This window comes from Streptomyces hesseae, from assembly GCF_031845785.1.
Lineage (GTDB): Bacteria > Actinomycetota > Actinomycetes > Streptomycetales > Streptomycetaceae > Streptomyces > Streptomyces hesseae.
Window position 1 is genome coordinate 265909 of the sequence record NZ_JAVRFI010000001.1, and the last position, 23676, is coordinate 289584.

Annotated in this window: 21 protein-coding genes; 7 read left to right on the forward strand and 14 right to left on the reverse strand. The window is 73.4% G+C overall.

Translation table 11 applies throughout. From position 1 onward, the window contains the following. Nucleotides 1-19 precede the first annotated feature (19 nt). The 3 genes from RM609_RS01200 to RM609_RS01210 all read right to left on the reverse strand — a co-directional run bounded on the left by RM609_RS01200 (nucleotide 20) and on the right by RM609_RS01210 (nucleotide 1877). On the reverse strand, nucleotides 20-562 hold the full coding sequence (locus tag RM609_RS01200; protein WP_311607116.1) for an FHA domain-containing protein: 543 nt from the start codon (nucleotides 560-562) through the stop codon (nucleotides 20-22). A 95-nt stretch (nucleotides 563-657) separates the two neighbouring features. Further along, entirely contained in the window at nucleotides 658-1362 is a 705-nt protein-coding gene (locus tag RM609_RS01205; protein WP_311607118.1) for a hypothetical protein, read from the reverse strand. Next, nucleotides 1359-1877, reverse strand: a complete 519-nt coding sequence (locus tag RM609_RS01210; RefSeq protein WP_311607120.1) for an RNA polymerase sigma factor — start codon at nucleotides 1875-1877, stop codon at nucleotides 1359-1361. Before RM609_RS01210 ends, RM609_RS01205 begins: the two co-directional genes overlap by 4 nt. A 371-nt stretch (nucleotides 1878-2248) precedes the next feature. Between RM609_RS01210 and RM609_RS01215 the strand changes: the two genes are divergently transcribed. Together RM609_RS01215 and RM609_RS01220 are read left to right on the forward strand one after the other, a co-directional pair. Further along, nucleotides 2249-3808 carry a trypsin-like peptidase domain-containing protein gene (locus RM609_RS01215; protein WP_311607122.1) on the forward strand — a complete coding sequence of 520 codons (1560 nt, stop codon included), beginning with the start codon at nucleotides 2249-2251 and terminating at the stop codon, nucleotides 3806-3808. Nucleotides 3809-4009: 201 nt separating this feature from the next. Continuing rightward, nucleotides 4010-5152 carry a styrene monooxygenase/indole monooxygenase family protein gene (locus RM609_RS01220; protein WP_311607123.1) on the forward strand — a complete coding sequence of 381 codons (1143 nt, stop codon included), beginning with the start codon at nucleotides 4010-4012 and terminating at the stop codon, nucleotides 5150-5152. Nucleotides 5153-5237: 85 nt separating this feature from the next. On the opposite strand, the gene RM609_RS01225 is transcribed toward RM609_RS01220, so the two are convergent. Continuing rightward, nucleotides 5238-6110, reverse strand: a complete 873-nt coding sequence (locus RM609_RS01225) for an isocitrate lyase/PEP mutase family protein (protein ID WP_311607124.1) — start codon at nucleotides 6108-6110, stop codon at nucleotides 5238-5240. Nucleotides 6111-6471: 361 nt separating this feature from the next. After that, complete coding sequence (locus tag RM609_RS01230; RefSeq protein WP_311607125.1) at nucleotides 6472-6945, reverse strand: VOC family protein; 474 nt, start codon at nucleotides 6943-6945, stop codon at nucleotides 6472-6474. A 156-nt stretch (nucleotides 6946-7101) separates the two neighbouring features. On the opposite strand from RM609_RS01230, the gene RM609_RS01235 reads away from it, so the two are divergent. After that, complete coding sequence (locus RM609_RS01235) at nucleotides 7102-7794, forward strand: IclR family transcriptional regulator (RefSeq protein WP_311607634.1); 693 nt, start codon at nucleotides 7102-7104, stop codon at nucleotides 7792-7794. On the opposite strand, the gene truD is transcribed toward RM609_RS01235, so the two are convergent. Further along, complete coding sequence (gene truD / locus RM609_RS01240) at nucleotides 7685-8839, reverse strand: tRNA pseudouridine(13) synthase TruD (protein ID WP_311607127.1); 1155 nt, start codon at nucleotides 8837-8839, stop codon at nucleotides 7685-7687. The genes RM609_RS01235 and truD overlap by 110 nt on opposite strands. 208 nt (nucleotides 8840-9047) lie before the next feature. After that, nucleotides 9048-10544: a M28 family metallopeptidase gene (locus RM609_RS01245; protein ID WP_311607128.1), complete on the reverse strand. Its 1497-nt coding sequence runs from the start codon at nucleotides 10542-10544 to the stop codon at nucleotides 9048-9050. Between the two features lie 274 nt (nucleotides 10545-10818). Here RM609_RS01245 and RM609_RS01250 point away from each other — a divergent pair, with 274 nt between their 5' ends. Further along, entirely contained in the window at nucleotides 10819-11514 is a 696-nt protein-coding gene (locus tag RM609_RS01250) for a CBS domain-containing protein (RefSeq protein ID WP_311607130.1), read from the forward strand. Here RM609_RS01250 and RM609_RS01255 read toward each other — a convergent pair. After that, entirely contained in the window at nucleotides 11460-12740 is a 1281-nt protein-coding gene (locus tag RM609_RS01255; RefSeq protein WP_438828362.1) for a globin domain-containing protein, read from the reverse strand. The two genes, RM609_RS01250 and RM609_RS01255, sit on opposite strands and share 55 nt — an antisense overlap. Before the next feature lie 132 nt (nucleotides 12741-12872). Beyond that, nucleotides 12873-13388: a GbsR/MarR family transcriptional regulator gene (locus RM609_RS01260; protein WP_311607133.1), complete on the reverse strand. Its 516-nt coding sequence runs from the start codon at nucleotides 13386-13388 to the stop codon at nucleotides 12873-12875. Between the two features lie 89 nt (nucleotides 13389-13477). Here RM609_RS01260 and RM609_RS01265 point away from each other — a divergent pair, with 89 nt between their 5' ends. Together RM609_RS01265 and RM609_RS01270 are read left to right on the forward strand one after the other, a co-directional pair. Then, nucleotides 13478-14413 carry an ABC transporter ATP-binding protein gene (locus tag RM609_RS01265; protein WP_311607134.1) on the forward strand — a complete coding sequence of 312 codons (936 nt, stop codon included), beginning with the start codon at nucleotides 13478-13480 and terminating at the stop codon, nucleotides 14411-14413. Continuing rightward, entirely contained in the window at nucleotides 14410-16041 is a 1632-nt protein-coding gene (locus RM609_RS01270) for an ABC transporter permease (RefSeq protein WP_311607135.1), read from the forward strand. The genes RM609_RS01265 and RM609_RS01270 overlap by 4 nt, the downstream gene beginning before the upstream one ends. A gap of 82 nt (nucleotides 16042-16123) precedes the next feature. Here RM609_RS01270 and RM609_RS01275 read toward each other — a convergent pair whose 3' ends face one another. Beyond that, nucleotides 16124-17548 carry an NAD(P)/FAD-dependent oxidoreductase gene (locus RM609_RS01275; protein ID WP_311607137.1) on the reverse strand — a complete coding sequence of 475 codons (1425 nt, stop codon included), beginning with the start codon at nucleotides 17546-17548 and terminating at the stop codon, nucleotides 16124-16126. Nucleotides 17549-17713: 165 nt separating this feature from the next. Between RM609_RS01275 and RM609_RS01280 the strand changes: the two genes are divergently transcribed. After that, nucleotides 17714-18130: a hypothetical protein gene (locus RM609_RS01280; RefSeq protein ID WP_311607138.1), complete on the forward strand. Its 417-nt coding sequence runs from the start codon at nucleotides 17714-17716 to the stop codon at nucleotides 18128-18130. Nucleotides 18131-18135: 5 nt separating this feature from the next. On the opposite strand, the gene RM609_RS01285 is transcribed toward RM609_RS01280, so the two are convergent. From RM609_RS01285 to RM609_RS01300, 4 genes are all read right to left on the reverse strand, one after another. Beyond that, nucleotides 18136-18960 (reverse strand): polyphosphate polymerase domain-containing protein, encoded by an 825-nt coding sequence (locus tag RM609_RS01285; RefSeq protein WP_311607139.1) that lies wholly within the window; start codon nucleotides 18958-18960, stop codon nucleotides 18136-18138. Beyond that, complete coding sequence (locus RM609_RS01290) at nucleotides 18957-19586, reverse strand: DUF4956 domain-containing protein (protein ID WP_311607140.1); 630 nt, start codon at nucleotides 19584-19586, stop codon at nucleotides 18957-18959. Before RM609_RS01290 ends, RM609_RS01285 begins: the two co-directional genes overlap by 4 nt. Nucleotides 19587-19757: 171 nt before the next feature. Beyond that, a complete protein-coding gene (locus tag RM609_RS01295) occupies nucleotides 19758-20339 on the reverse strand; it encodes a LuxR C-terminal-related transcriptional regulator (RefSeq protein WP_311607637.1) in 582 nt (193 codons plus the stop codon). Nucleotides 20340-20850: 511 nt separating this feature from the next. Then, nucleotides 20851-23676, reverse strand: coding sequence for an ATP-binding protein (locus tag RM609_RS01300; RefSeq protein ID WP_311607141.1), 2826 nt, complete (start codon nucleotides 23674-23676; stop codon nucleotides 20851-20853).

Genomic DNA, 23676 nt, shown 5'->3' on the forward strand with positions numbered 1-23676 from the left:
GATCAGACGGACAAACGGATCAGGCAGACAAACGGAAATGCAGACTGCCGAAGGCGACCTGGTCGCCGGGGTGTACCCGTACGGTGCCGGCTATGCGCAGCCCGTTGACGTACGTGCCGTTGCGCGAGCCCAGGTCGGACAGGCGCCAGTGGTTGTCCACGTAGCGCAGCTCGGCGTGGCGGCGGGAGACCGTGTCGTGGTCGAAGCGCAGGCCGGACAGGGGTGAGCGGCCGATGCTCAGCGCGGCCTCGCCCGGCTCGGGCAGCCGGAGGCCGGGGAGCCGGGCGCCGCGCCAGGCGCCGCGCAGCCGGCCCGTGAACCCCGCCAGGCGGGTGACCGTGCGGACGAGGTATTCCGAGAAGCGGCCGTGGGTACGCAGGTCGGCCATGGCGAGGTCGATCTCGGCGCGGTGGCGGGCGGTCAGAACGATGTTCATCCGGCGCATGAAGGTGTCGTGGGAGAGCCTGCCGTCGCCGGCGCCGTCCCTCAGTACGACCAGGGCCTGATTCCGTTCGGCCTCGGAGGGCCGGGTGAGGCGCGTACGGAAGTCGGGTGAGGTCATAAGGGTGATTCTCGGTCCGGCAGGCGCCCCCTGTCCACAGGCCACGCCCCCGGGAGGCGACCGGCGTCCCACCGGTCCCTCCGGGGTGTCATCGGTCAGGCCGTGGCCGTGAGTTCCCCGATGCGTTCGGGGAAGTCGGGCTGGGGCAGGGGCAGATCGACCTCCTCGACGAAGCCGAGGGCGTCGGGGACATAGGCGATGACGGCGCTCGCGGCGGGCGAGAAGCACTCCCCGCCGCGGAGGCTGTCGAGCAACTGGAGAGCGGCGTTGAGGTCGCCCCGGTCGATGTCCTCCGGGGTCTGCGGGATGAGCGCCTCCAGCCCGGCCTGACGGCGCCACAGCTCCGCTTCCCTGCGCTCGCCGAAGGCCATGTGGTGGAGGTAGAGGCAGCAGGCGGCGCCGGCGGCGTCCGCGCCGGCGGCGAACTGCCACCAGAACCGCGCGCTGTCCTCCCGGTCGGCGAGCTGGAGCACACAGCCGAGGACCAGGGCCCCGTCGGGCTCCAGCATCCGGTGGGCCAGGAAGGCCCCGAGCTTGTGGAGGTCCTGGGCGACGACCGTCTCGCACAGGCTCCGCAGCCGCCGCCGGAAGGCCCGGTGCGGCAGCGAGTTGCGCTCGGCGGCCCGTACGGCGGCGGCGCGGGCGGGCTCCATCTGGTCGTCGAAGTACAGCGCGCCGTGCCACATCCGCTCCGCCAGGCGGGCCCGCAGCCGGGCCTCGGCCTGATCGGTGTCGGCGATCGTGTAGGGCCGGGGTTCGAGGCGGGCTTTGGCCAGGGCGTGGTCGAGGGACCCGATCACCGGTGCTCCTCTTCTCTCTCCAGTCCGAGGGCGTCGTGGAGACGGTGTCTCGCGAAACGGGCGGTGGACCGTACCCCGCCCTGGGTGATGCCCATGATGTCGGCGGTCTCGCGGACGCTGTAGCCGAGGCAGTAGTGCAGGACGATGACGTCGTGCTGGCGCTCGGGCAGGGCGCAGATGGCCTTGTAGACCGACAGGCTCTCCTCGAGCTCGCCGATCGGGTCGACGGCGTGCCGCAGCGCGGACGTCTCGAAGGCGGCGGTGTCGATGACGGTGGGGCGCCGGCCCCGGGCGCGGGCGCAGTCGATCGTGCGGTGCCGGACGACGGACCAGGCGTAGGCGTTGGGCGACTCGGTCCTCAGGACCTCGCTCCAGGTGAAGCAGAGGTCCTCGAAGGCCTGGTCCACCGCCTCCTCGGCGTCGTGGCGATTGCCGAGGTAGAGCTCGGCCCACTGCATGTAGCGGGGGCGGTAGAGCTGGTGGAACGCACGATAATCGGCAGGCAGTTCGGTCATGGGAAACGTACCCGCATGGCGGGAGAGCGTCACCGTTTCCCTCCCCGCCGCCGGCCCGTCGCCCCGTCGCCTGCATCGTGTGGGATCACGGAAGTACTGGTCCCTCCGGTTGTGGATGGTCATGGGCCGGGCGGGGCCTGTACAGGCCCCTGTACGCCGCACCCCGGAGAGGACGTCCTGGCCTGACCCTCTCCGCAAGTAATGGCGTTCGCGGACGGGCGTTTGTGCATCGAGCGATCGTAAAGTCTTACGGAACATCGCCCTCCGCTTGCCTGCTCCGTGCCTGGCCGAAAGCGGACGCGCACCGTCGCCCGTCTCCTCGGGCTCTGCCACAGTCGGGCCGTCAGCGGTCGACGATCAAGGAGATTGCCGTGAGGGACGTCGTTCCCCCCGCCCGAATACGTCTGCTGGCCGCGAGCGCGGCCGCTCTCCTCACCGCCGGAACGCTCTGGGCGGGCCCGGCCCACGCCGCCGAGGGGCCGGTACCGCGCGACCACGACGCGCCGCTGATCGCCGCCGGGTCGGCCGACGGACAGCGGTTCCGGGCGTCGGGCCGGCTGGTCGGGGGCGGCGGTACGACGTGCACGGCGACCGTCGTGCACGCCACGGGGAAGCCGGATCCCGCGGGCAAGGCGCTGATCCTCAGTAACGGGCACTGCGCCGACGACACGATGCGGACCAATGACGTCGTCGTCGACCAGCCGGCGCCCGACGGCTGGAGCTTCACCCCCGCCTTCTTCCACGACAACACCGCGGAACAGAAGAAGTTCACCGTCGAGCGCGTCGTCTACGCGACGATGAAGGACATCGACGTCTCGCTGCTCCAGCTCTCGGCCACCTACGGGGAGCTCGCCGCGCTGAAGGTGACGCCCCGGACGCTCGCCGACCGTCCGGTCGCGGCGGGGACGCCGCTGCGGGCGGCCCACGCGCCGACGGACGGGGTCGAGGAGGGCAAGCGGTTCCTTCGCCTGTCCACGTGCCGGGCGACGGCCGCCTCCGTGAGCCTGCACGAATCCTCCTGGCTGTGGCGTGACTTCACCCGCACCGACTGCCTCGGCATCAGCGGCGGCTCGTCGGGCGGGGCCGTCACCACCGCCGACGGGACCCGGCTCGTCGGGCTGCTCAACACCGTGGCCACGCCCGGCTATCTGGGCTGCGGCCTCGGCCGGCCCTGCGAGGGCGGCCCGTCGGGGCTGGTCGTCCCCAAGGACGACACGGCCTACGCCACGCCCGTCGACGCCGTGGCCTCCTGCCTGGACGGGGCGGGTCTGCGGCTGCGCCGGCCGGGCTGCCGGCTCGACCGGGGCGAGCAGGCGACCGTCGAATCGGCCGGACAGCACACGCAGTCCCACACGCCTCAGGGACCGGCCCGCTGGGACGCGCGCGTCACTCCCGACAAGGCGGGCCGGCACACCTACATCGCCTTCAAGAGCGGCCCGTTCGGGGCCACCGACTGCACCCGGCCCGAGGGCTACGGCAAGCCCCGGCGGCTGACGGCCGCGGGCGTGGACCACAAGGACCCGCTGCCGCAGCGGGAGGGCCTCCACGTCCTGTGCGTGGCCGGCGGGCCCGACGGCACCGCGCACGGCCCCGGCTGGGCCGCCTCCTTCGCCCACCCGTCGTACGCCTACGCCCGCGTCGACGACACCCCGCCCACCGTCGCCCCGACGGTGGACATCCGGAGCTTCGAGGGTGACGACGGCGGCAAGGACTTCTGGGTCCGCCCGGTCTACGCGCCCTGGGAGATCACGTCGTACAAGGTCAAGTACGGCCCGAAGGCCGGCACCGACTGCGCCGACCCCGAGGGCTACCGCTACTTCCTGGGCATCCCCACCACTCTCAAGGCGTCCGGCGGCCCCTGGACCTACTGCGCCATCGGCTACGACAACGCCGACAACCCCACTCCGCCGGCCTCCTTCACCGTCGCCTAGCCCACTGTGGCGCCTGCCGCCCTCTGTTGGCCGGCGGTGCGCCACTGCACGATGGGGCGCGTGGTGCCCGCCGGGCACCACGCGTTGCCGGGCTTGCGGACCTGAGGGGGTCTCATGCGGAGGATCGCCATCGTAGGAGCGGGACAAGCGGGATTACAGCTGGCGTTGGGGCTCCAGGCCCACGCGTACGACGTCACGCTCGTGTCCGCCCGCACGGCCGGTGAGATCCGGGACGGGCACGTGCTGTCCACCCAGGCGATGTTCGGGCCCGCGCAGACGATCGAGCGGGAGGCCGGGCTGAACCTGTGGGACGACCGGGTGCCCGCGGTCCACTCGGTGCGGGCCACCATGATCGACCCGCCGGGAACCGTCTCGGCCGCCATCACTGGCAGGCTGCGGCATCCCCAGCGGTCGGTGGACCAGCGCGTCAAACTCTCCGGCTGGCTGGAGCTGTTCGAGCGGCGGGGCGGCCGGGTCGAGTACCGCTCGCTGGACCGGGCCGGGCTCGGCGAGCTGGCCCGCCGGCACGAGCTGACGATCGTGGCGGCCGGGCGCGGCGGACTCTCCGGCCTCTTCCCGCGCGACCCCGCGCGCTCGCCCTACGACCGGCCCCAGCGCACCCTGTCCTGCCTCTATCTGCGCGGCGTGGCCGCTCCCCCGGACCCGGCGGAGACGCATGTGCGCATTCTGAGGGCGCCCGACGTCGGCGAGATCCTCTTCCAGCCGGCCCTGACGACAAGCGGTCCCTGCACCATCCTGCTGTGGGAGGCGGTTCCCGGCGGCCCGTTCGACTGCTGGCAGGACCGCCCCTCGCCGCACGACAACCTCAGGCGCTCCCTGGGCCTGCTGCGCGAATTCGCCCCCTGGGAGCACGAGTTGTGCGAGAAGGCGGAGCCGACGGACGCGACCGCCACCCTCTACGGCGCGGTCGACCCCGTCGTCCGCCACCCCGTCGCCCGGCTCGACGACGGCGTGTCCCTCCTGGGCATGGGCGACACCGTCGTCGTCAACGACCCGGTCACCGGGCAGGGCTCCAACAGCGCCGCCCGCTGCGCCGACGTCTACCGGCGCGCGATCCTCGCGCGCGGCGAACGGCCCTTCGACGACGGGTGGATGCGCGAGACCTTCGAGGAGTTCTGGGCCTACGCCCGCCACGCGACGGCCTTCACGACCGCGATGCTCGGCCCGCTGTCCCCGCACATGGCACGGGTGCTGGGGGCGGCGACCGTACGCGCGGAGGTCGCCGACCGTTTCGCCGAGCTGTACGCGGACCCGTCCGAGGCACGGTGGTTCCTCGACCCGGCGGAGGCCGACGCCTATCTGGACGCCATCGGCGCACCCTGAGCCGGGTCGCGGAACGGCCGTGCGCCCCCGTCCACCGGCCCGAGAGGACCGGTGGGCGGGGGCGTCGGCCGCTGTCGTAGGGGAATCAGCTCCCGGCCGCCGTCGGGGCCGGGGCCGGCAGGCGGTGGTTCCGGCTGATGTTCTTCTCCAGCAGGGCCAGGCACTCGGCGACACCCACGCTCGACGGCGTGGTCTCGGGCAGCCGTCCGTCGTCGTCCTTGAGCCGTCGCAGCGCCTCGTCCATCGCGGACTGGGCGGCGAACAGGCACGGCGTGCTGTAGATCGCCACGTCCACGCCCAGCTCGGTCAGTTCGGACCGGCTGAGGCGCGGGGACTTGCCGCCCGCGATCTGGTTGAACAGCAGGGGCTTGTCGCCGATGACGCCGCGCACCTTGCGGATCCACTCGACGCTGCGCACGCCGTCGACGAGGATCACATCGGCGTCGCTGGCGGCCAGGGCCTCGGCGCGGCGCAGGATCTCGTCCTCCTCGGTGGCGTCGGTCCGGGCGACGACGACGAGGTCGCGCCGGGCGGACAGGACGAGTTCGAGCTTCTCCAGGTACTCCTCCAGCGGCAGGATCTGCTTGCCGTCGACGTGGCCGCAGCGGCGCGGGCGCTTCTGGTCCTCCAGGATCACGCCCGAGGCGCCGATGGCCTCCAGGTGCTGCACGGTGTGGCAGGCGGTCTCGGGGTCGACGTAGCCGTCGTCGATGTCGACGAGCAGATGGTGGGCGGGGAACGCCAGGCGCATCCGCTGGACGAAGGCGACGATGTCCGGCCAGGCGATGAAACCTATGTCCGGCAGGCCGTAGTGCGAGGCGGCGAAGCCGAACCCGGAGACGAACATGCCGTCGTAGTGCTGGGCGGCGACGGAGGCGGAGAACATGTCGAAGACACCGATGAGAGGTGTGGTGCCGTTCTCGGCGATGGCGGCACGTAGCCGGTTGGGGTGATTCACGGTACCCTCCGGGAAACAGGGGGCGCCGACGCGTGCTTTGACCGCTGCTCGCTACAGCTCGCGGTCGGGTGGTCGGCGTCACGAGAAGGACAAGTGAAGAGTGGGGAAGGCCCCGGGAGCTGTCGCGCGGTCAGGCGCGATACGACCCCGGGGTTTTCTGCGTCCGCGGTGCGGTTGCATGTACGGGTGCGGGTGCGGGTGCGCCGGTACTGGTCCGGGCGCCCTCGGGGCCCCGGCCGACGCGACAGGACGTTAGTCAAGCTTTGGTCATGGGGCAATATTGGCGAGGTAAAACCGACCGCGATGCGGCGCTTTCACGCCGCCCCGGCCCCCTCGCCAACCCCGCCTCCACAGGCCGTCCTTACCCCTCGGAGGCGTCCAGCAGGCCCTGGATGTCGATTTTCTTCATGCCCAGCATCGCCCGCATGGCCCGCTGGGACTTGACCGGATCGGGATCGCCCACCAGCTCCATGAGGACCCTCGGTACGATCTGCCACGAGACGCCGTACTTGTCCTTGAGCCAGCCGCAGGGACCCTCGGCCCCGCCGTCGCCGCTGAGCCGGGCCCACAGCTCGTCCACCTCCTCCTGCGTCGCGCAGTCCACCATCAGCGAGACCGCCTCGTTGAACGTGAAGTCCGGGCCGCCGTTGAGCGCGACGAACCGCTGCCCCGAGAGCTCGAACTCGACGGTCATCACCGTCCCGGTCGGCCTGGGGCCCGCCTCCCCGTAGCGCCGGACGTCCACGATCCGGGAGCCGGGGAAGACGGACGTGTAGAACGTGGCCGCCTCCTCCGCCCGGTCGTCGAACCACAGACAGGGGGTGATCTTCTGCATGGTGCTCTCCCTCGCGCGGGGCGGCCCGGGGCCGCCCGGCTTTGCAGGACCCAGACGAACGCGACGCGCACGCCACCCGAATCCCTACCCGCGGCGGTAGGTTCTCCCCGGACCTCTCCACGGAGGGGTGAGCCGCAGATACTGGGGGCAGCCTTGGTGTACCTCGATCTCAGCGCCACGCCCGGAGCCCGGTCCAAACTCTCCCGGGGGCTCGCGCTGCTGGCCTGTTTCCGCGCGGGAGAGACGGAGCTGACCCTCTCCGAGCTGGCCCGCCGTACCCGCCTGCCGAAACCGACCGTCCACCGGCTGATCAAGGAGCTGGTCGACTGGGGATTGCTCGAGCGCGGCCGGTGCGGCGTCCGGCTGGGACACGACCTGTTCCTGCTCGGCTCGCGTGCTCCCTGGCAGCGAAGACTGCGGGAAGTGGCGTCGCCCTTCCTCGAACGGCTGCACGACGTGACGCGTCACAGCACCTATCTGTCCGTCCTCGACGGCACGAGCGTCGTCCATCTGGAGGGCATCCGCTCGCCCGCGCCGCCGGCCGACGGCCCGTGGCGCGCCGAGCAGGGCGAGCTCTGCGCCGGGGCCGTGGGCAGGGCGATGCTGGCCCACACCCCGGCCCTGCGGGAGGAGCTGTCGGAGGTCGCCCGGCAGGGGTACGCCGTGGCCACGGGGAGGCTGCGGTCGGTGGCCGTCGCGGTGCCGGTGCTGCATCCCACGGGCCACGCCCTGGCGGGCATCACCGTGGTCGGCCCGCTGGACCGGGTGCGCCTGATGACCACGGTGCGCCACGCCCAGGGTGCCGCGGCCGCGACCGTGGCCCAGCTGGGGGCCGTCGAGGCCCGCTGACGGGTGGCTCCCGCCCGTCCTCCCGCTGGAGCAGGAACTGCCGTACGGCCGTGGTGGCGTAGCAGCCGGAGGGCAGGAAGAACGACAGTCGGCAGCGCCACCGGCCCGGGTGGAGCTCGTCGGGGGCGACGCCGTCGATCCTGAGCTGGGTCTGTACGACGGTCGGCCGCGGTGCCCGGTCGTGCCGGATGGTCCCGGCAGCCCAGCGGTAGCGGTCGAGGTCCAGGACGGGGCACCGGGCGAGGACGGCGACGGCGGCCTCGGCGGTGGTCGGGAAGGTGTACGGGATGCCGTCGTCCTCCTCGTCGACGGTCCGTCCGTCCGCCGCCCGCTCCACCTGGTCGCGCAGCAGGCCGTTCCACTGGTACGAGGCGTACGAGCAGCGGTAGAAGACGGGGACGCGGGGGTCGAGGCCGGCCAGGAAGCGGGCCGGGCTGCCCCGGTGGCCTTGCGCCAGGCGCCCTTCGGGGGAGCCGGAGCGGCGCAGCAGGGCGAAGGCCGTGGCGTCGTCGCCGCGCAGCAGCGCCTCGCCCAGCAGGTGGGTCTCCTTGGGGCCGCCGGGCACGCCGAAGCGCTGGGTGCCGTAGTAGTTGACGAAGAAGAGGGTGCGCCGGGCGGGGCCTTCCCGCAGGGTCCCGGCGGTCCCGGGGTCGAGCGCGCGGGCCACGACGCGGAAGCAGTTCCCGTCGAGGTCCCCGGCGCGCAGGGGTTCGGGGCCGTATCCGTGGGCGGTGAGGCGCAGCCAGTGGTGGTCGTCGCCGATGCCCGCGCTGAAGGCGCGCAGCCGGCCGTCGGAGACCGGGCCGCGCAGCGACAGGTACTGCTCGGTGACGCCGTCGTCGTCCTTGAGGCCGGCGGCCGCGACGGCGTCCGGGGGGACGCCCAGGTGGGCGGCGAGGGCGCTCATGGCCTCATGGGTGGTGTAGCCGCGTTTGCGCAGCAGCAGGTACTGGTAGTCGCGGTCGGCGGCCCTGCCGGTGGGCAGCCCCAGGCACTCGGTGACGGTGAAGTCCTCCGGGACCGCCTTGAGTACGCAGGATCGCATCCGGGCTCCCCTCCCTGGCTCCGTGGTCCGGGCTTCCGTGACCGGCCTCCCGGCCGTGCGGTTGTCCGTGACCCTAGGCACCCGGGCGGCGGGACCGGGGAAGTGTTCCGCTCGCTGAAACGCGGAGGTGGAACGAGGAGGTGGAACGGGGGGAACGAGGAGGTGAACCGGGCCGGGCGGCGCCGACGGAGCCGCCCGGCCCCGGGGATCAGTGTCCCGCGGGCTCGTCGAGCGAGCTCAGGTCGTGGGCGTAGATGCCGACCGCGTGCGCGATGACGCCGATGTTGAGGTCGAACGCCTTGCGGTCGATGTTGGCGAGGGTGTCGCCGGCGCCGTGGTAGTTGGGGTCGTAGGCGGCGCCCGCCGTGCCGCCGAACCGGGCCGCCTGCTCCTTGGTCTTGATGCCCTCGGCGCCGGTGAAGGTGCCGCCCGCAGGGATGCCCTTGTCGATGAACGGGCCGTAGTCGGAGCGGCCGTCGAAGTCGGTGCCCTCGTGCGGGGAGCCCTTGCGGTCGAGGTAGCCGTTGATCAGCTTCTCGATCTGCGCGGAGCCCTTGGGGCCGGGGCCCGAGCCCGTGTGGTCGGAGTCGTCGCCGTCGTAGACGAACTCCACCGGGTTCGGCGAGGCGATCATGTCGAAGTTGAGGTAGAGCGCGATCTGCTTGCGCTGCTTCTCGCTGAGCGAGGCGACGTAGTGCTCGGAGCCGAGGAGGCCGAGCTCCTCACCGGACCACCAGGCGAACCGCACCTTGTTGGTGGGCTGCTGGCCGTGGCCGCGGGTCTGCTGGGCGAGCTTGAGGGCGACCTCCAGCAGGCCGGCGGAGCCGGAGCCGTTGTCGTTGATGCCGGGGCCGGCGGGCACGGAGTCGAGGTGGCTGCCGAGCGTCACCACGTGGTCGGCGCTGCCGCCCTTGGTCTCGGCGATCACATTGCGGGTGGGGCGCTTGAGCGCCTCGGTGGCGACGTCGAGGCGGACCTTGGCCCCGCCCTTGGCGATCTGCGCGGCCAGTGCCTCGCCGTCGGCGAGGGAGACGCCCGCGGCGGGGATGTGGGCCTTGTCCGGGGACCCGACGGTGCCCCGGACCGGCTCGGTGCCGGAGTGGTTGTAGAGGATCAGGCCGGCGGCGCCCGCCTTGGCGGCGATCTCCTCCTTCTGCTGGAGGGCGCAGCTGCCGCGCTTGACCAGCGCGATCTTCCCCTTGAAGTCCTGGCCGGCGTAATCGTCCAGGTCGCAGCCCGGGGTCTCGTCGACGCGGGCGGCGGCCAGCGGGGCGACGAGGCCGCCCTCGGGCGTGGCCTTGCTGAACTTGTAGGCGAATGTGCGGATCTCGCGCGGCTCGGGCGAGACGACGCTCAGCTTCTCGCGCAGCGCCTTGGACTCGTAGAAGTCGAAGTCCTGGTACGAGACGTCGTAACCGGCCTTCTTGAGCAGGGCGTAGACGTACTCGGTGGACGCCACGTGGCCGGGCGTGCCGGCGGCGCGGTTGCCCCCGTTGGCGTCCGCGATCTTCTGGAGGGCCTGGAGGTGGCGGTAGGCGCTCTTCCCCGAGGAGTTCTTGACGAGCTTGCGGGCGAGCCGTTCGGCCTTCTCGTGCTGCCCGGCGGGCCGTGCCTCGGCGGGCGTCGCCACGGCGAGCAGCGCGGGGGTGGCGACGACGGTGGTGACGAGAGCCGATATCGCTCTTCGGCGGAGCTGTGCGCGCACAAAGGTCCTTTCGGTGCGGGCGGCCCCGGTGGCGGGCGCCCGGTCTGTGGTCGGTCGCGATCGACGATCGATCACAACCGACCGGACGGTATCGAGTCAACGCTGGTCAGGGGAAGGGTCCCGGGTGGTTGACATGAGATCGCCACATGCCGGTCATGCCCGACCCGGGCGGCGCCGGTACGTCCCTGTATGTGCGAGGCTGGGAGGGCATCACGGGAGACCGGCGGGGGCGTGCCCGCCCTCCCGGCGGACACGGCGGAACAGGGACCGGAACATGCTCCAGCACAGAACCGTGGGCGATCTGATGACCCGCTCGGTCGTCCGGGTCCAGCGCGGCACGCTGTTCACCGAGATCGTGCACGTGCTTCAGGAGCACGACATCACCGCGGTCCCGGTGGTGGACGCCGAGGACCGGCCGGTGGGGGTGGTCTCCGAGGCGGATCTGCTGGCGAAGGCCTCCCGGCGGCCGGACCCCGACGACACCCTTGGCGCCCCCGGCGCCCAGGCGAACGCGACGGGCGTGAACTCCTCGGGCGCGAAGCACGAGGCGACCACCGCCGAGGGGCTGATGACCAGTCCGGCCGTGTGCGCCCGGCCGGACTGGAGCGTGGTGGAGGCCGCCCGCACCATGGAGGAGCACCGCGTCAAGCGGCTGCCCGTGGTGGACGGGACGGGCCGGCTGGTGGGCCTGGTCAGCCGGGGCGATCTGCTGCGGGTCTTCCTCCGCACCGACCGGGCCATCCGCGAGGAGATCATCGAGGACGTCCTCGTCCGTACGCTGCGGCAGCCGCCGTCAGCCGTGGGCGTCGAGGTGAACCACGGTCAGGTGCGGCTCAGCGGCTCGGTGCGGCGCAGCAGTCTGGTGCCGGTCCTCGTCCAGCTGTGCCAGAGCGTCGACGGCGTGGTGAGCGTGGATCACCATCTGGCGGCGGAGACCGACGACACGGGGGACGAGCCCAGCGGGTCGTGATGGATCCACGCGGCCGGCGTCCCGAGCCCGCGCAGCGCTCGCACGGCGTCCTCGACCATCCCGGACGGTCCGCTGACGTAGGCGAGGCGGTCCGCCCATTCGCCGTGGCGCGCCACGGCGTCGGCGACCACGGACCGGCCGCCGGGCGTGGGCGCGTCGCCGAGGACGGGCAGCACGGTCAGCCAGGGGCGGCGGCGTTCGAGGTCGGCGAGCCACTCGCCGTCGTAGAGGTCGCCGCGGTCCCGGGCGGCGAGGAGGAGGTGGACCCGCCGGTTGCCGGTGCGGCGGCCGGCCAGCTCGTCGAGCAGGGCCTTGACGGGGGCGAGGCCGCTGCCGCCGGCCACCAGCAGCAGATCGCGGGAGAGTTCGTCGCCGAGCGTCATCGTGCCGGTGGCGGGGCCGAGGCGCAGGGTGTCGCCGGCGCGCGTCCGGTCCACCAGGGCCTCGCTCACCCCGTGCGGGCCGGTGCGCCGCACATGGAACTCGACGATGTTGTCGGCGCGCGGGGCGCAGGCCATCGAGTACTGCCGCCAGGCGTGCGGCAGTAAGGGCGACTCCAGCGCGCCGTACTGGCCCGCGCGGTAGGGGTAGGGCTCGTGGGTGCGCACGCGCAGCACCGCCAGGTCCGGGCGGCGCAGTTCGTGACGGACCACGGTGGCGTGCCAGTAGGGCGGTTCGGTGAGCGCGGCGTCCGCCCCGGCGACCATGGCGTCGACGGCGGACCGCAGCATGCGCAGCCAGGCCCGTTCCAGTTCCACGCTCCAGCGCCGGCCCGCGCGCAGCCGCAGCGCCTCGCGCAGGGCGTCCTCGAACGTCGCGTAGTGGGCGCGGCGGACGCCGAGTTTGCGGTGGTCGCGGCCCAGCCGGGTGAAGGTGGCGGCGACCTCCTCGGGCCGGTCCAGATGGTCCGTCAAGTACTGGAAGGCCTGGGCGAGATGGGCGCGCTGGAACGCCATCGACTCGGGGAACATCGAGCGCAGATAGGGGTGGCGGCGGAACATCACCTCGTACAGGGGCGTGATGAGCTCCTCGAACGGGGTGACCAGGTCCAGGTGACCGAGGATCAGCCGCCGGTCGGCCTCGTCGCAGTACGGCGCGGCCGGCGCGGGTCCGGCGTCGGCGGCGGGGGCCGGTGCCCCACCGGGCGCGAGCAGTTGCCGCCGCAACCGCATCGCGTCGTGCCGGGCCAGCAGCGCGTAATAGTCGTTGCCCTTGGGGGTGTTCACGGGCGGGTCTCCTGTACTCCGTCGTTCCGAGCGCAAAGCAGTATGGCAGTGCCGGAACGCACCCGATCGGCCCGGGATGACAGGGCCGTTCGGCCCTGTCGGCGGCCTCGGAGCACGGGGTAGGGGGAGGGGCTACGGCCGGCCTTCGCCGAGGGCGGCTCTGTGCTCGCGCCAGCGGGCCAGGACCTGCTGGAACTCCTTCTGCAGGAATTCGATGAACTCGGCGGTCTCCGCCACCCGCGCCCCGGCCGGGCTGCCGGGCCCCAGGGTCTTCGCGCCGTCGCGCAGCACGCCCTCCCAGCGGATCAGCAGCTGGTCGCGGCGGGTGAGGGCCTGGAACCAGACGTCGGCGTTGAGCCGGTAGCGGTCGCGCCGGGTGCCCGGCTCACGCTCACGGGCGAGCATGTCGACCTGGGTGAGATAGCGGACGGCGCCCGAGACCGCCGCCGGGCTGATCCGCAGGGAGTCGGCGAGCTCCGCCGACGTCAGCACCCCCGAGTCGGAGGCCAGGAGCGCCGCGAAGACCCGGGAGGCCATGCGCGGCATGCCCGCGTCGGTGAGCTCCGCGGCGAAGCGCTCGACGAAGCGGGAGACCGCTTCCTCGTCGCGCTCCTGGTCGTGGCCGCCCGCTCTGGTCGTCTCGGTCATCATCCCGCCCTCTCTCCGGTGATCCCACAGGTCAATTTACACTCTTTCCAACCTTCACAAATTTCTGAAAGAAGCGTACGTTCGGAGGTATGACGAAGGCGATCCACGCGTCCGGCCTTGAGAAGTCCTTCGGCCGGACCCGTGCGCTGAACGGCCTCGATCTGACCGTCGAGACCGGCGAGACGCACGGATTCCTCGGCCCCAACGGTGCGGGGAAGTCCACCACCATCCGCGTCCTCCTCGGGCTGCTGCGCGCCGACGGCGGCTCCGCGCGCATGCTCGGCAAGGACCCCTGGCACGACGCCGTGGAGCTCCACCGCCGCGTGGCATACGTCCCCGGTGACGTCACCCTCTGGCGCAACCTCTCCGGCGGCGAGGTCATCGACCTGCTCGTCCGGCTGCGCGGCGGCGCCGACCGGGCCCGCCGCGACGGGCTGCTGGAGCGCTTCGACCTCGACCCGACGAAGAAGGGCCGCGCCTACTCCAAGGGCAACCGCCAGAAGGTCGCCCTGGTGGCCGCCTTCGCCTCCGACGTCGACCTGCTCGTCCTCGACGAGCCGACCTCCGGCCTCGACCCGCTGATGGAAGAGGTCTTCCGCGCCTGCGTGGCCGAGGAACGCGAACGCGGCCGCACCGTCCTGCTCTCCAGCCACGTCCTCAGCGAGGTCGAGGCCCTGTGCGACCGGGTCAGCATCATCCGCGAGGGAACGACCGTGGAGACCGGCTCCCTCGCCGACCTGCGCCACCTCACCCGGACCTCCGTGACCGCCGAGCTCACGGGCGCGCCCAACGGGCTGGCGCGCCTGCCCGGCGTCCACGACCTCACCGTCCGCGAGCTCCACGGCGGCCGGGGACAGCAGGTACGGCTCCAGGTGGACACCGACAAACTCGGGCCCGTACTACGGCAGTTGGGTGAGTCCGGCGTCCGCAGCCTGACCAGCACCCCGCCCACCCTGGAGGAGCTCTTCCTGCGCCACTACCAGCAGGACACCGCCGCCGGACCCGCCCGGACGGTGACCTCGTGAGCGCCCCCGCCGTCCCGCCCCGGCCCGCCTCGCCCCGGCTGGCCGGCACGGGCACGCTGGCCCGCCTCGCGCTGCGCCGCGACCGGGTGCTGCTGCCGGTGTGGGCCGTGGCCCTGGCCCTGGCCGTCGTCAGCGTCGCGAGCGCCTTCGAGTCGCTGTACGCCACGGCCGCCGACCGGGCCGGCGTGGCCCGCTCCACCAATGCCAACGCCTCGGTCCGCGCGCTGTACGGGCCGGTGTTCGGCGATTCCACCGGCGGTCTGGTCGCCTGGCGCATGGCCGCCCTCGGCAGTGTCCTCGCCGGGATCATGAGCCTGGTGATCGTGGTCCGGCACACCCGCGAGGAGGAGGAGACCGGCCGTCAGGAACTGCTGTCCGCCGCGGTCGTCGGCCGCCGGGCCCCGCTGACCGCCGCGCTGCTCACGGCCCTGGCCGCCAACGGCCTGGTCGCCGTCCTCGTCACCGCCGGGCTGGCCCGCGCCGGGCTGCCGGCCGGCGGCGCGGCCGCCCTGGGCCTGGCCGTCGCCGGTACGGGGCTGTGCTTCGCGGGCGTCGCCGCCGTCACGGCCCAGCTCACCGACACCGCCCGGGCGGCGCGGAGCCTCGCGGGCGCGACCGTGGGCCTGGCCTTCCTGCTGCGCGCGGCCGGTGACGCGGCGAGCACCGACGCCTCCTCGCCGCTGGTCTGGGTCTCCCCCGCCGGCTGGGCCGAGCAGACCCGGGCCTTCGCGGGCGAGCGCTGGTGGGTCCTCGTCCTGCCGTACGCGGCGGCGGCCCTCGCCGCCGCTGCCGCCTACACCCTGGCCGGGCGCCGCGACATCGGCGCGGGCCTGCTGGCCGGACGCCCGGGCGCCGCGACGGCACCGCGGTACCTCACGGACGCCACCGGCCTGGCGTGGCGGCTCCAGCGCGGCACGCTGCTGGGCTGGACGGCGGGCTTCGCCGTCGCGGGCACCGTCTTCGGCTCCCTGGTCAACGGCGTCTCCGACCTCGTCAGTGACAACGAGAGCACCCGCGAGATCTTCGAGCGGATGGGCGGCCACCAGGGCCTCACCGACTCCTTCCTGTCCGCCCTGACAGGCCTGCTCGGCATGGTCGCCGCGCTCTACGCGGTGGGCTGCGTGCTGCGGCTGCGCGCGGAGGAGACGAGCGGGCGCGCCGAGCCCGTACTGGCCGGCGCGACCGGCCGGCTCCGGTGGGCGGCCGGCCACCTCGCCTTCGCCGGCCTGGGCACGGCGGTCGTCCTCCTCGCTGGCGGCCTGGGCATGGGCCTCGCGTACGGCATCACGGCCGGGGACGTCGGGGGGCAGGTGCCGCGGGTGCTCGGCGCGGCGCTCGCCCAGTTGCCCGCCGCGTGGGCTCTGGCCTCGGTGGCCGTCCTCCTCTTCGGGGCGCTGCCCCGGGGGGCGGTGGCGGCTTGGGGGGTCGCCGGGGGGTGTCTGGCCATCGGGTGGCTGGGGCCGGTGCTGCGGCTGCCGGGGTGGGTGATGGATCTTTCGCCGTTCGGGCATCTGCCGAAGTTGCCGGGGGCGGCGGTTTCGGCGGGGCCGTTCTTCTGGTTGGCCGGGCTTTCGGCGGTGCTCACGGTGGTGGGGCTGGCGGCGTTCCGCCGCCGGGACGTGGGGTGAGCCGTCCTCAAGCGCCGGACGGGCTTACTCAGCCCGTCCGGCGCTTGAGGACCGGGGTCCGGGGCGGAGCCCCGGTAAACAGCTACACCTCCGCCGTCAGCGGCGGTTCCACCGGTGACTGCGGGTCCGGGCCGAAGAGGGCCGCCTTCGCGACCGGTGGCGCGAAGAGGGACGTGACCGGGGCGGTCAGTGAGAGCACCCGGCGGAAGGCCTCACCCACGACGGGGTTGCCCGTGGCGCGCCGCTGCACGCGTGCGAGGTACCAGTCCCCGGGCCGGTCGACCGCCCGGTCCCGGGGGAGGTTTCCGGTCGCGCCGGGCACGTTCTTGTCCGCGCCGGAGGAGATGTCCCACGCCTGCCGGGCCGCTTCGACGAGGGCCCGCTGCACCCGGCCGGTCGTGGGGGTGCGGCGGGGGTCGGTGAGGGCGTCGCGGAGGGCGACGGCGCAGAGGGCGGCGACGGACATGCCCTGGCCGTAGACGGGGTTGAAGGCGCACAGGGCCTCGCCCGTCGCGAGGAAGCCGGCCGGGCGGCGGCCGGGGCCGTCGTAGCGGCGGCGGACGTTGCCGGTCTTGCGGAAGCCGTGGATGGGGGTGATGGGCTCCGCCTTGAGCAGCCAGTCGTGCAGGACGGGGTGCGGGAGCTTGGCGGCGAAGGCGAGGAAGCCGTCCTCGTCGGTGGGCGGTTCATTGCCCCGCAGGCCGGAGAGGATCACGGACCAGCGGCCGCCGTCCAGGGGCATCAGGATCCCGCCGTAGCGCTGGGCGGGGTTGGGGATGATGTAGATGCCCCGGAAGCCGGGGTCCTCCTGCCCGGCTGGGGTGCGGTAGAAGCGGGTGGCGTAGGCGAGGCCGGTCTCGAGGACCTCCTCGTGGGGCGGCTCGGCGCCCAGGGCGGCCAGCCAGGAGGGGGCGCGGGAGGAGCGACCGGAGGCGTCGACGACGATGTCGGCCTCCAGGGTGGTGCCCGCCGTGGCGGCGGGCAGGCCGCGCTCGCGCAGGCGGACGCCGCGTACGCGCGTGGCGTCGCCGAGCAGGCCGGTGACCTCGACGCCCTCGACCGTCTCGACGCGGGAGTCGCCCCCCAGGACGCGGCGGCGCACGACCCAGTCGGTCAGGGGCCGGGAGCCGGTGAGGACATGGGTGGTGGGGCGGGTCCGGCGGTACCAGTGGCCCACCTGCCACTGCAGGATGTCGGTGGGCATCGCCACGCGCGGCGAGCCCTCGTCGAGCAGCTCGCCCACGATGCCGGGCAGCAGCTTCTCCAGGGCGTGCTGGCCGCTCTCCAGCATGACGTGGGTGTGCTTGTCCTGGGGGACGCCGGAGCGGTTGTCCGGGCCCTCCGGGAAGCGGTCGCGCTCGACGAGCGTCACCTTGTCGGCGTGGGCGGCGAGCACATGCGCGGCGAGGAGGCCCGCGAGCCCGCCGCCGATGACGACTGCGTGCCGCCGGGCCCGGCCCTCGTCCTCACTCGCGCGCGGTCCGCCTTCGGCGCCCTCTGCTGTCACGTCGCCACCCCATTCGTTCCGTCGTCCGCACCGGAAAATGCTGCGATCACCGTACCGGCAGGGCCCGTTGGGTGCGACCCGGAGCGATCCACCGCACCTCAGTGACTTGCGGGGCTTTGGTTCGTTTTCGTGGTGTACGTCGTTCCGGTATCGAGAGAGGCTCTCATGCGTCTGCGCCACACCGTCACCCCGCTGCTGGCCGCCCTGTCGTTCGCCGTGGTCGCACCGGCGGAGGCGTCGGCGGCGCCCCCGAGCGCCGAGCAGCTGCCCGAGACGCTGTCGTTCCAGGCGGCGGCCGACCTCCCGAATCCGGGGGCGCTCGTCAAGAAGGAGCAGGCCGCCGCCATGGACCAGGTGCGGGAGGGAGCCCCGCAGAGCGCGCCGCAGGCGGCACCCCAGGCCGCGCCGCAGGCCGGTCCGCAGGCGCAGCCCCAGGCGGCTCCGGCCGAGGGCGCGCCGGCCGGCAACGCGGGTAACGCGCTCGCGGGCCCGCTTCAGCCGCTCGTGGGGCCGCTCCAGCAGCAGTTGACGCGTCTGCCGGTGCTGGGGCCGCTCCTCGCAGGGCCCGGCGGAGGGCACTGAGCCGCTCAGTCCGGCCAGGACTCCTTGAAGGCGTGCCGGGCCGCGCGGCGCCAGCGGTTGGCCGGGAGGCCCGGTCGTAGCGCCGCGTACGCCCCGCAGTACTTGGTGAAGACCGCCGGGCGTACGCCGCTGTCGTGCAGCAGCCGGTCCGCCTCCGTCAGATGACCGGCCGTCTTGGTCTCCACCAGGACGAGGCCGGGTGCGCAGCGCACGCTCCGCCCCGCCCGCAGATCGTCGCAGACCAGTCCGACGTCGCAGGTGATGCGCTCGCCGTCGGCCACGAAGGTGGTGCGGACGTAGTCCGTGCTGAGGGACGGGCGCAGCACCGGGGGCGAGTCGATTCCGTAGGCGTCGCGCAGGGTGTCCGTGAGGAAGGCCCGGAAGGGCGCGTCGAGCGGGGTGTCCTCGCCGGTGAGGGGGCGGCGGTGCTTGACGGTGTCGCCCCGTCCGCCCTTGAGCTTGATCTCGAACTGCCGTTCGCCGCTGTCCTGGTAGACGCGTTCGCGGACCTTGAAGCGGAGGCGGCGGCCCTGCCGGTGGTCGTGGAAGGAGCGGAGCTCCGGGGTGTCGTAGTACACCGAGTGGTACCGGAAGGCGCGTCGTCCGTCGATGGTGAGGGCCCGGAAGGGGCCGCCGGGGCGCCGGGGGTCGGTGAGCCGCCGGGCCATCGCCAGGAAGGCGTCGGCGGGGACGAGATAGCTGCGGTCGAAGCGGGCCATCAGCTCGGCGCGCGCGTTGACCTCGGCCAGGGAGATCGGCCCGGCGGCGCCGGCCGCCTCGCCGACGGCCCGGACGGCCGCGGGGACCGGGGGTGCCGGCGTGGTGGTCACACGGTCTCCCACGCGGGCGCGGCGCGGTGCGCGGTCCGGGACCGTTCGGCCTGGTGGGCGCCGCCCGGGGCGGGTTCGCGGTAGCGGACGTCGACGACCATCAGGTCGCGGACGTAGTCCACTTCCATGACCGTCCAGTGGAAGGGCTCGCCCAGTCTGCGGGCGAGGTCGGCGCGGAGGGCGGTGGGGTCGGCGTGCACGGCGTCAAGGGTGACGACCGTACGGCGGGAGCGGGCGAACAGCCGGGGGTGGTCGGCGGCGTAGACGACGAGGAGCAGGACGGCGCTGAGGCCGGCGGCCGCGGTGAACGGGAGGTTGGGCAGTCCGCACAGCAGACCGAGGACCAGCGTGGTGAAGTAGTAGGCGACTTCCTCGTGCTGGACGGCGTCGGAGCGGAGCCTGATGATCGAGAGCACTCCGAAGAGCCCGAAGCCCAGCGCCGCCCCACCGTTGCCGCCCACCTGGGCGAGGGCGGCGACAACGGTGAACAGGGCGACGTTCAGGGCGAGATAGGCCGGCACGAGGTCGCGGCGGCGGTGCCGGGGGTAGTAGATCGCGAACGTCAGCAGGCATATGGCGGCGAGGTCGAGCCCGAGGTGGGCGACGAGGTGCCGTGATGAGTCCATGGGTCGGCTCTCCTGGGATGTCGGGAGGAAGAGCTCAGACCCTAGGGAAACGGAGAGTGAACACGCAGCAGCTTTCCGGTGAACCATGCGCTTCCTTGATGGAAACGGACGATGAGTGTCCGGAACGGCATCACTCCTGTCGCGTTAGGCACCCTTGCCGCCGCACCCGGCTCACTTGACGAAGTCCTCCACCACCTTGGGCGGCCAGGTGCCGACCTTGAGCACGCCCATGGAGTAGGCCCGCGAGACCAGCGCGGCCCGGTTGGGCACCTTCAGCTTCCGCAGCAGACAGGTCACGTGGTACTCGACGCCCTGCCGGCTGAGGTAGAGGCGGGACGCCAGCGGGATGGTGGACACCCCAGCGGCTATGCCCTCCAGGATGCGCGCGTCCATCTCGGACAGGATCTTCTTGCGGCCTGCCACCACCCGGGCGCCCTCGACGCTCCGGGTCGCGGGCATCATCACCAGGATCGCGGTGGTGTCGGGGAGCCCGCCGCGCACCGAGACCGCCGTCAGGGGCACGGTGAAGGGGGACTCGTCCGCGCCCACGGCGATGACCGGGGTGACGAAGCGCTGGTGCTTGCCCTCGATCAGGTGCGAGAACTGACGCATCAACGGCTGCCGGACGCTGGGGTGCACCACGTCGCGGAAGCTTCTGCCGCACAGCTCCTCCGAGGAGCCGTCGAACTGCCGGAAGAACTCCTGGTTCGCCTGCTGGATGGTCAGGGACGTGTCGAGGCTCGCCATGCACAGCCCCGACTGGTCGGACTGCGTGCGGGCGTCCGGGTACCCCGCCTGGGCCTCCGGGCCGTCCTGGGAGGTGACCCGAGCCGATTCGACCGAAGCGAGAACAGAATTCAACAAGAGATGGGACCCTTTCATGGCACTTCACACATGCGGAATCGCTATGCAATCGCGCGGTAACGCGGAATCCAGACCCTCGTCCCGAGGCCCGGCAGCCGAACTGGGCGAACTGATTGAAAGACTAGATACCCGCCGGTCAACGGTCAACGACCACCCTGCCGCTCGCCCTAAACCTGCGGTCGGCCGCAGGAAAGGTACGGTCCCCCCTTCGGTCTTCGGTGGGCCGAATTGCCCGCCGCCGGACCACGACCCCACAACCACATGTGACCTGGGCTTTCCTTGCCGGTTGACATCCCGTCACCCAGGTGCCCCACCATGCACGTACGGCGCGCCCGGACATCCGGGCGCGCCGTACCGACGGTTTATTGGAAGCCACGCACAACAAGCGCGGACAAACGATTCAGCCGGTCATCCCCAATGCCGGTTCCCATTGTCCCGACGCCAACTCAGCACGTCCTCTGATCCCCAATTTTCGATAGGAATTCGTAAGATGTTTCTCGACCGCCCGGGAACTCACCCCGAGCTCCCGGGCGATGTGCTGGTTGGTGAGACCGCGGCCGACGAGCGCGGCCACCCGGCGTTCGGCGGGGGTGAGCACCGCCGCCGGCGCCCCCGGGGCGCCGAGCTCCTCGCGCCCGGCCCGCTTCGCCAGCCGGGGAACACCGCAGGCCACGGCGAGCTCCCCGGCCTCCCGCAGCGCCGCCTCCGCCCGGGGCCCACCGCCGAGCCGTCTGCCCAACTCCTGTAGCGCACGGGCGAGTTCCAGCCGGTTGGCCGAACCCCGGAGCACGGTGACCGCCTCGCCCAGCAGGGCCTCGCCCCGGCCGCCCCCGTACAGCCGGCCCTTCAGCCGCAGGGCGCGGCCGAGCACGGCGGGCGCGCCCCACTTCTCGGCCCGCGCGTGCTCCTCGTCGGCGAGGGCGCGTGCCGCGCCGGAGTCGCCGAGCCGGTGGTGGAGGCTGACGGCCCAGGGCCGCCACGGGAACAGCGCCGAGTTGTCCCAGCCCGACGCCGCCAGCTGCCGGCCGCAGGACAGGACGGTCTCCAGGGCATCCGACCAGTCGCCGCGCCCCGCCTCCAGCGATGCCTCCAGCAGCCTGAGCATGGACGTGGTGACCAGCCCCGGCGCCCGGCACCGGCCGCCCAGGACCAGTACGCGCTCGCTGAACGCCGGGTCGCGCACCTCCAGCGCGACGGCGGCGAGCACCACGGCGAAGGTGGCGCTCCCCTCACCGCTCCCCTCGCCCTCCCGCTCCCCCGGCCGGTCGACGACGCGCTCGGCGTGCTCGCGCGCCTGCGTCAGCCGCCCCTGGGCCAGGAGCGTCAGCGCACGTTCCGCGTGGTCGACGGCGCCCGCCGCCGGGCTCTCCGGATGTGAGGAGAAAGGGGCTCTCAGCCGGTGCCCGGCGGACAGCCAGGAGGCGACGGCGTCCACCGAGTCGGCCCCGCACAGCGCGAGCACCACGAGGGGCAGCGCCGAGTGGGTACGGTCGGGGGTGGCCGGCTCGTGCTCCAGGATCCGGTGGCCCAGGCGGGCCACCTCGGCCGCCGTCAGGGCGCCGGAGACCGCCGCCGCGTGGAGCAGGACGGCCGCGAGCTCCCGTTCGCCCGCCGAGCGCAGCGCGGGCTCCTCCCCCATGCGCCGCAGCCGCAGCACCGCCGCGCCCAGCTCGGCCGGGTCCTCGCGGCCCGCGTGGCGCAGCCGCGCCTCCAGACGCAGGGCCGCCTCGCGGGCCGTGCCCTTCAGCAGTGCGGCGGGGCCCAGCTCCCCGGCCGTGCGGCGGAGCAGGGCGATGGCGGGGGCGGGCAGCGCGCCCAGGAAGGCCGGCGGTATCCGCAGGGCGGCCAGGGCCCGTTCGGTCGGATCGGACAGCAGGGAGACGGCCTGGGTGACGTGGCGCTCGCAGGCGGCGGCGTCGGTGTCGCGGACGGCCGCGGCGAGGTCGGCCAGCAACCGGGCGCGGTCCGGGCCGGGTTCGGGGCGGTCCTGGAGCGCTCTGCGCAGGGCGCGGGCGGCCGTCTCCGGGTCGCCGGCGCGCAGCGCGGTCTCGGCGGCCTCGCGGAGGATCGCGGCCGCCCAGGGCCGGGGTGCGGTGGCGGACTCCATGAGCCGCTCGGCGATCAGGGCGGCGGGCGCGCCGTGCCGGTGGAGCAGGTCCACCGCGGCCTCGTGCCGCTCGCGGCGTTCGTCCGGGGTGGCCGAGGCCGCCACCGCGTCCCGGACCGCGCGGTGGACGAAGCGCGGCTCGCCGGGCCCGGTCAGCAGGCCCAGCCGGTGGAGGTCGCCCAGCGCGCCGTCGGCCTCCCAGGGGTCCAGGCCGGCCAGTTCGGCGGCGACGTGGGGCTCGGCGTACCCGCCGAGGGCGTCGAGGGCCCCGGCCAGGTGCCGTACGGGGCGGGACTGCGCGCGCAGGCAGTCGGCGAGCCGTTCGGTCAGTCGCGGGGGCCGCAGCGCGTACGCCTGGCCGGCGCGGCCGGTCGTCGGCTCGTCGCCGTCGGCCGCCATCCGGTCGAGCAGGGCGGTCAGGAGGAGCGGGTTGCCGCCGGTGGCGTCGTGACAGGCGGCCGTGAACTCCTCGTCGCCCGGGGTGCCGAAGCGCTCGTGGGCCAGCGTCCGGGTGGCGCCGGGCGTCAGGGCGGCGGGGCGCAGCACGCGCGGGGCCGCGTCCAGCAGGTCGAGGACGGCGGGGCGGCGGCCGCCCGGGTCGCCGTCGCGCAGCGTGCCCACGACGGCCGCGCGGAGCCCGTGCGGGCGGGCGGCCAGGTGGGCGAGCCAGCGCAGCGAGGGGGTGTCGGCCCACTGGAGGTCGTCCACGAGGATCAGCAGCGGGGCCCGCGCGCCGACGTCGGCGAGCAGTGAGCGCAGCCCTTCGAGGACCGCCCACTCCTCCGCCGCGTCACCGGTGGCCTCTATGGCGTGGTCCGTCGCGGTGAGCCGGGGGTCGGCCTGCCGTCGCTCGCTCTCTTCGGGGGGCTCCTGGGCCCGTAGGCTGTCGAACAGCTGGTGTGCCACTCCGAAGGCGAAGTCCTGTTCCATGGGGGCGGCGTGGGCGCGCAGGACGCGGACGCCCTCCCCGGCGGCCGGGCCGGGCAGCGCCCGCAGCAGCGCGGACCGGCCGATGCCCACCGGGCCGGTCAGCAGCAGACACGACGCCTTCCCTCCGGTGACGGCGGCGCGCAGGGCGTCCTGGACCGCGGTGAACTCGGTACCTCGTTCGAGCAGCAT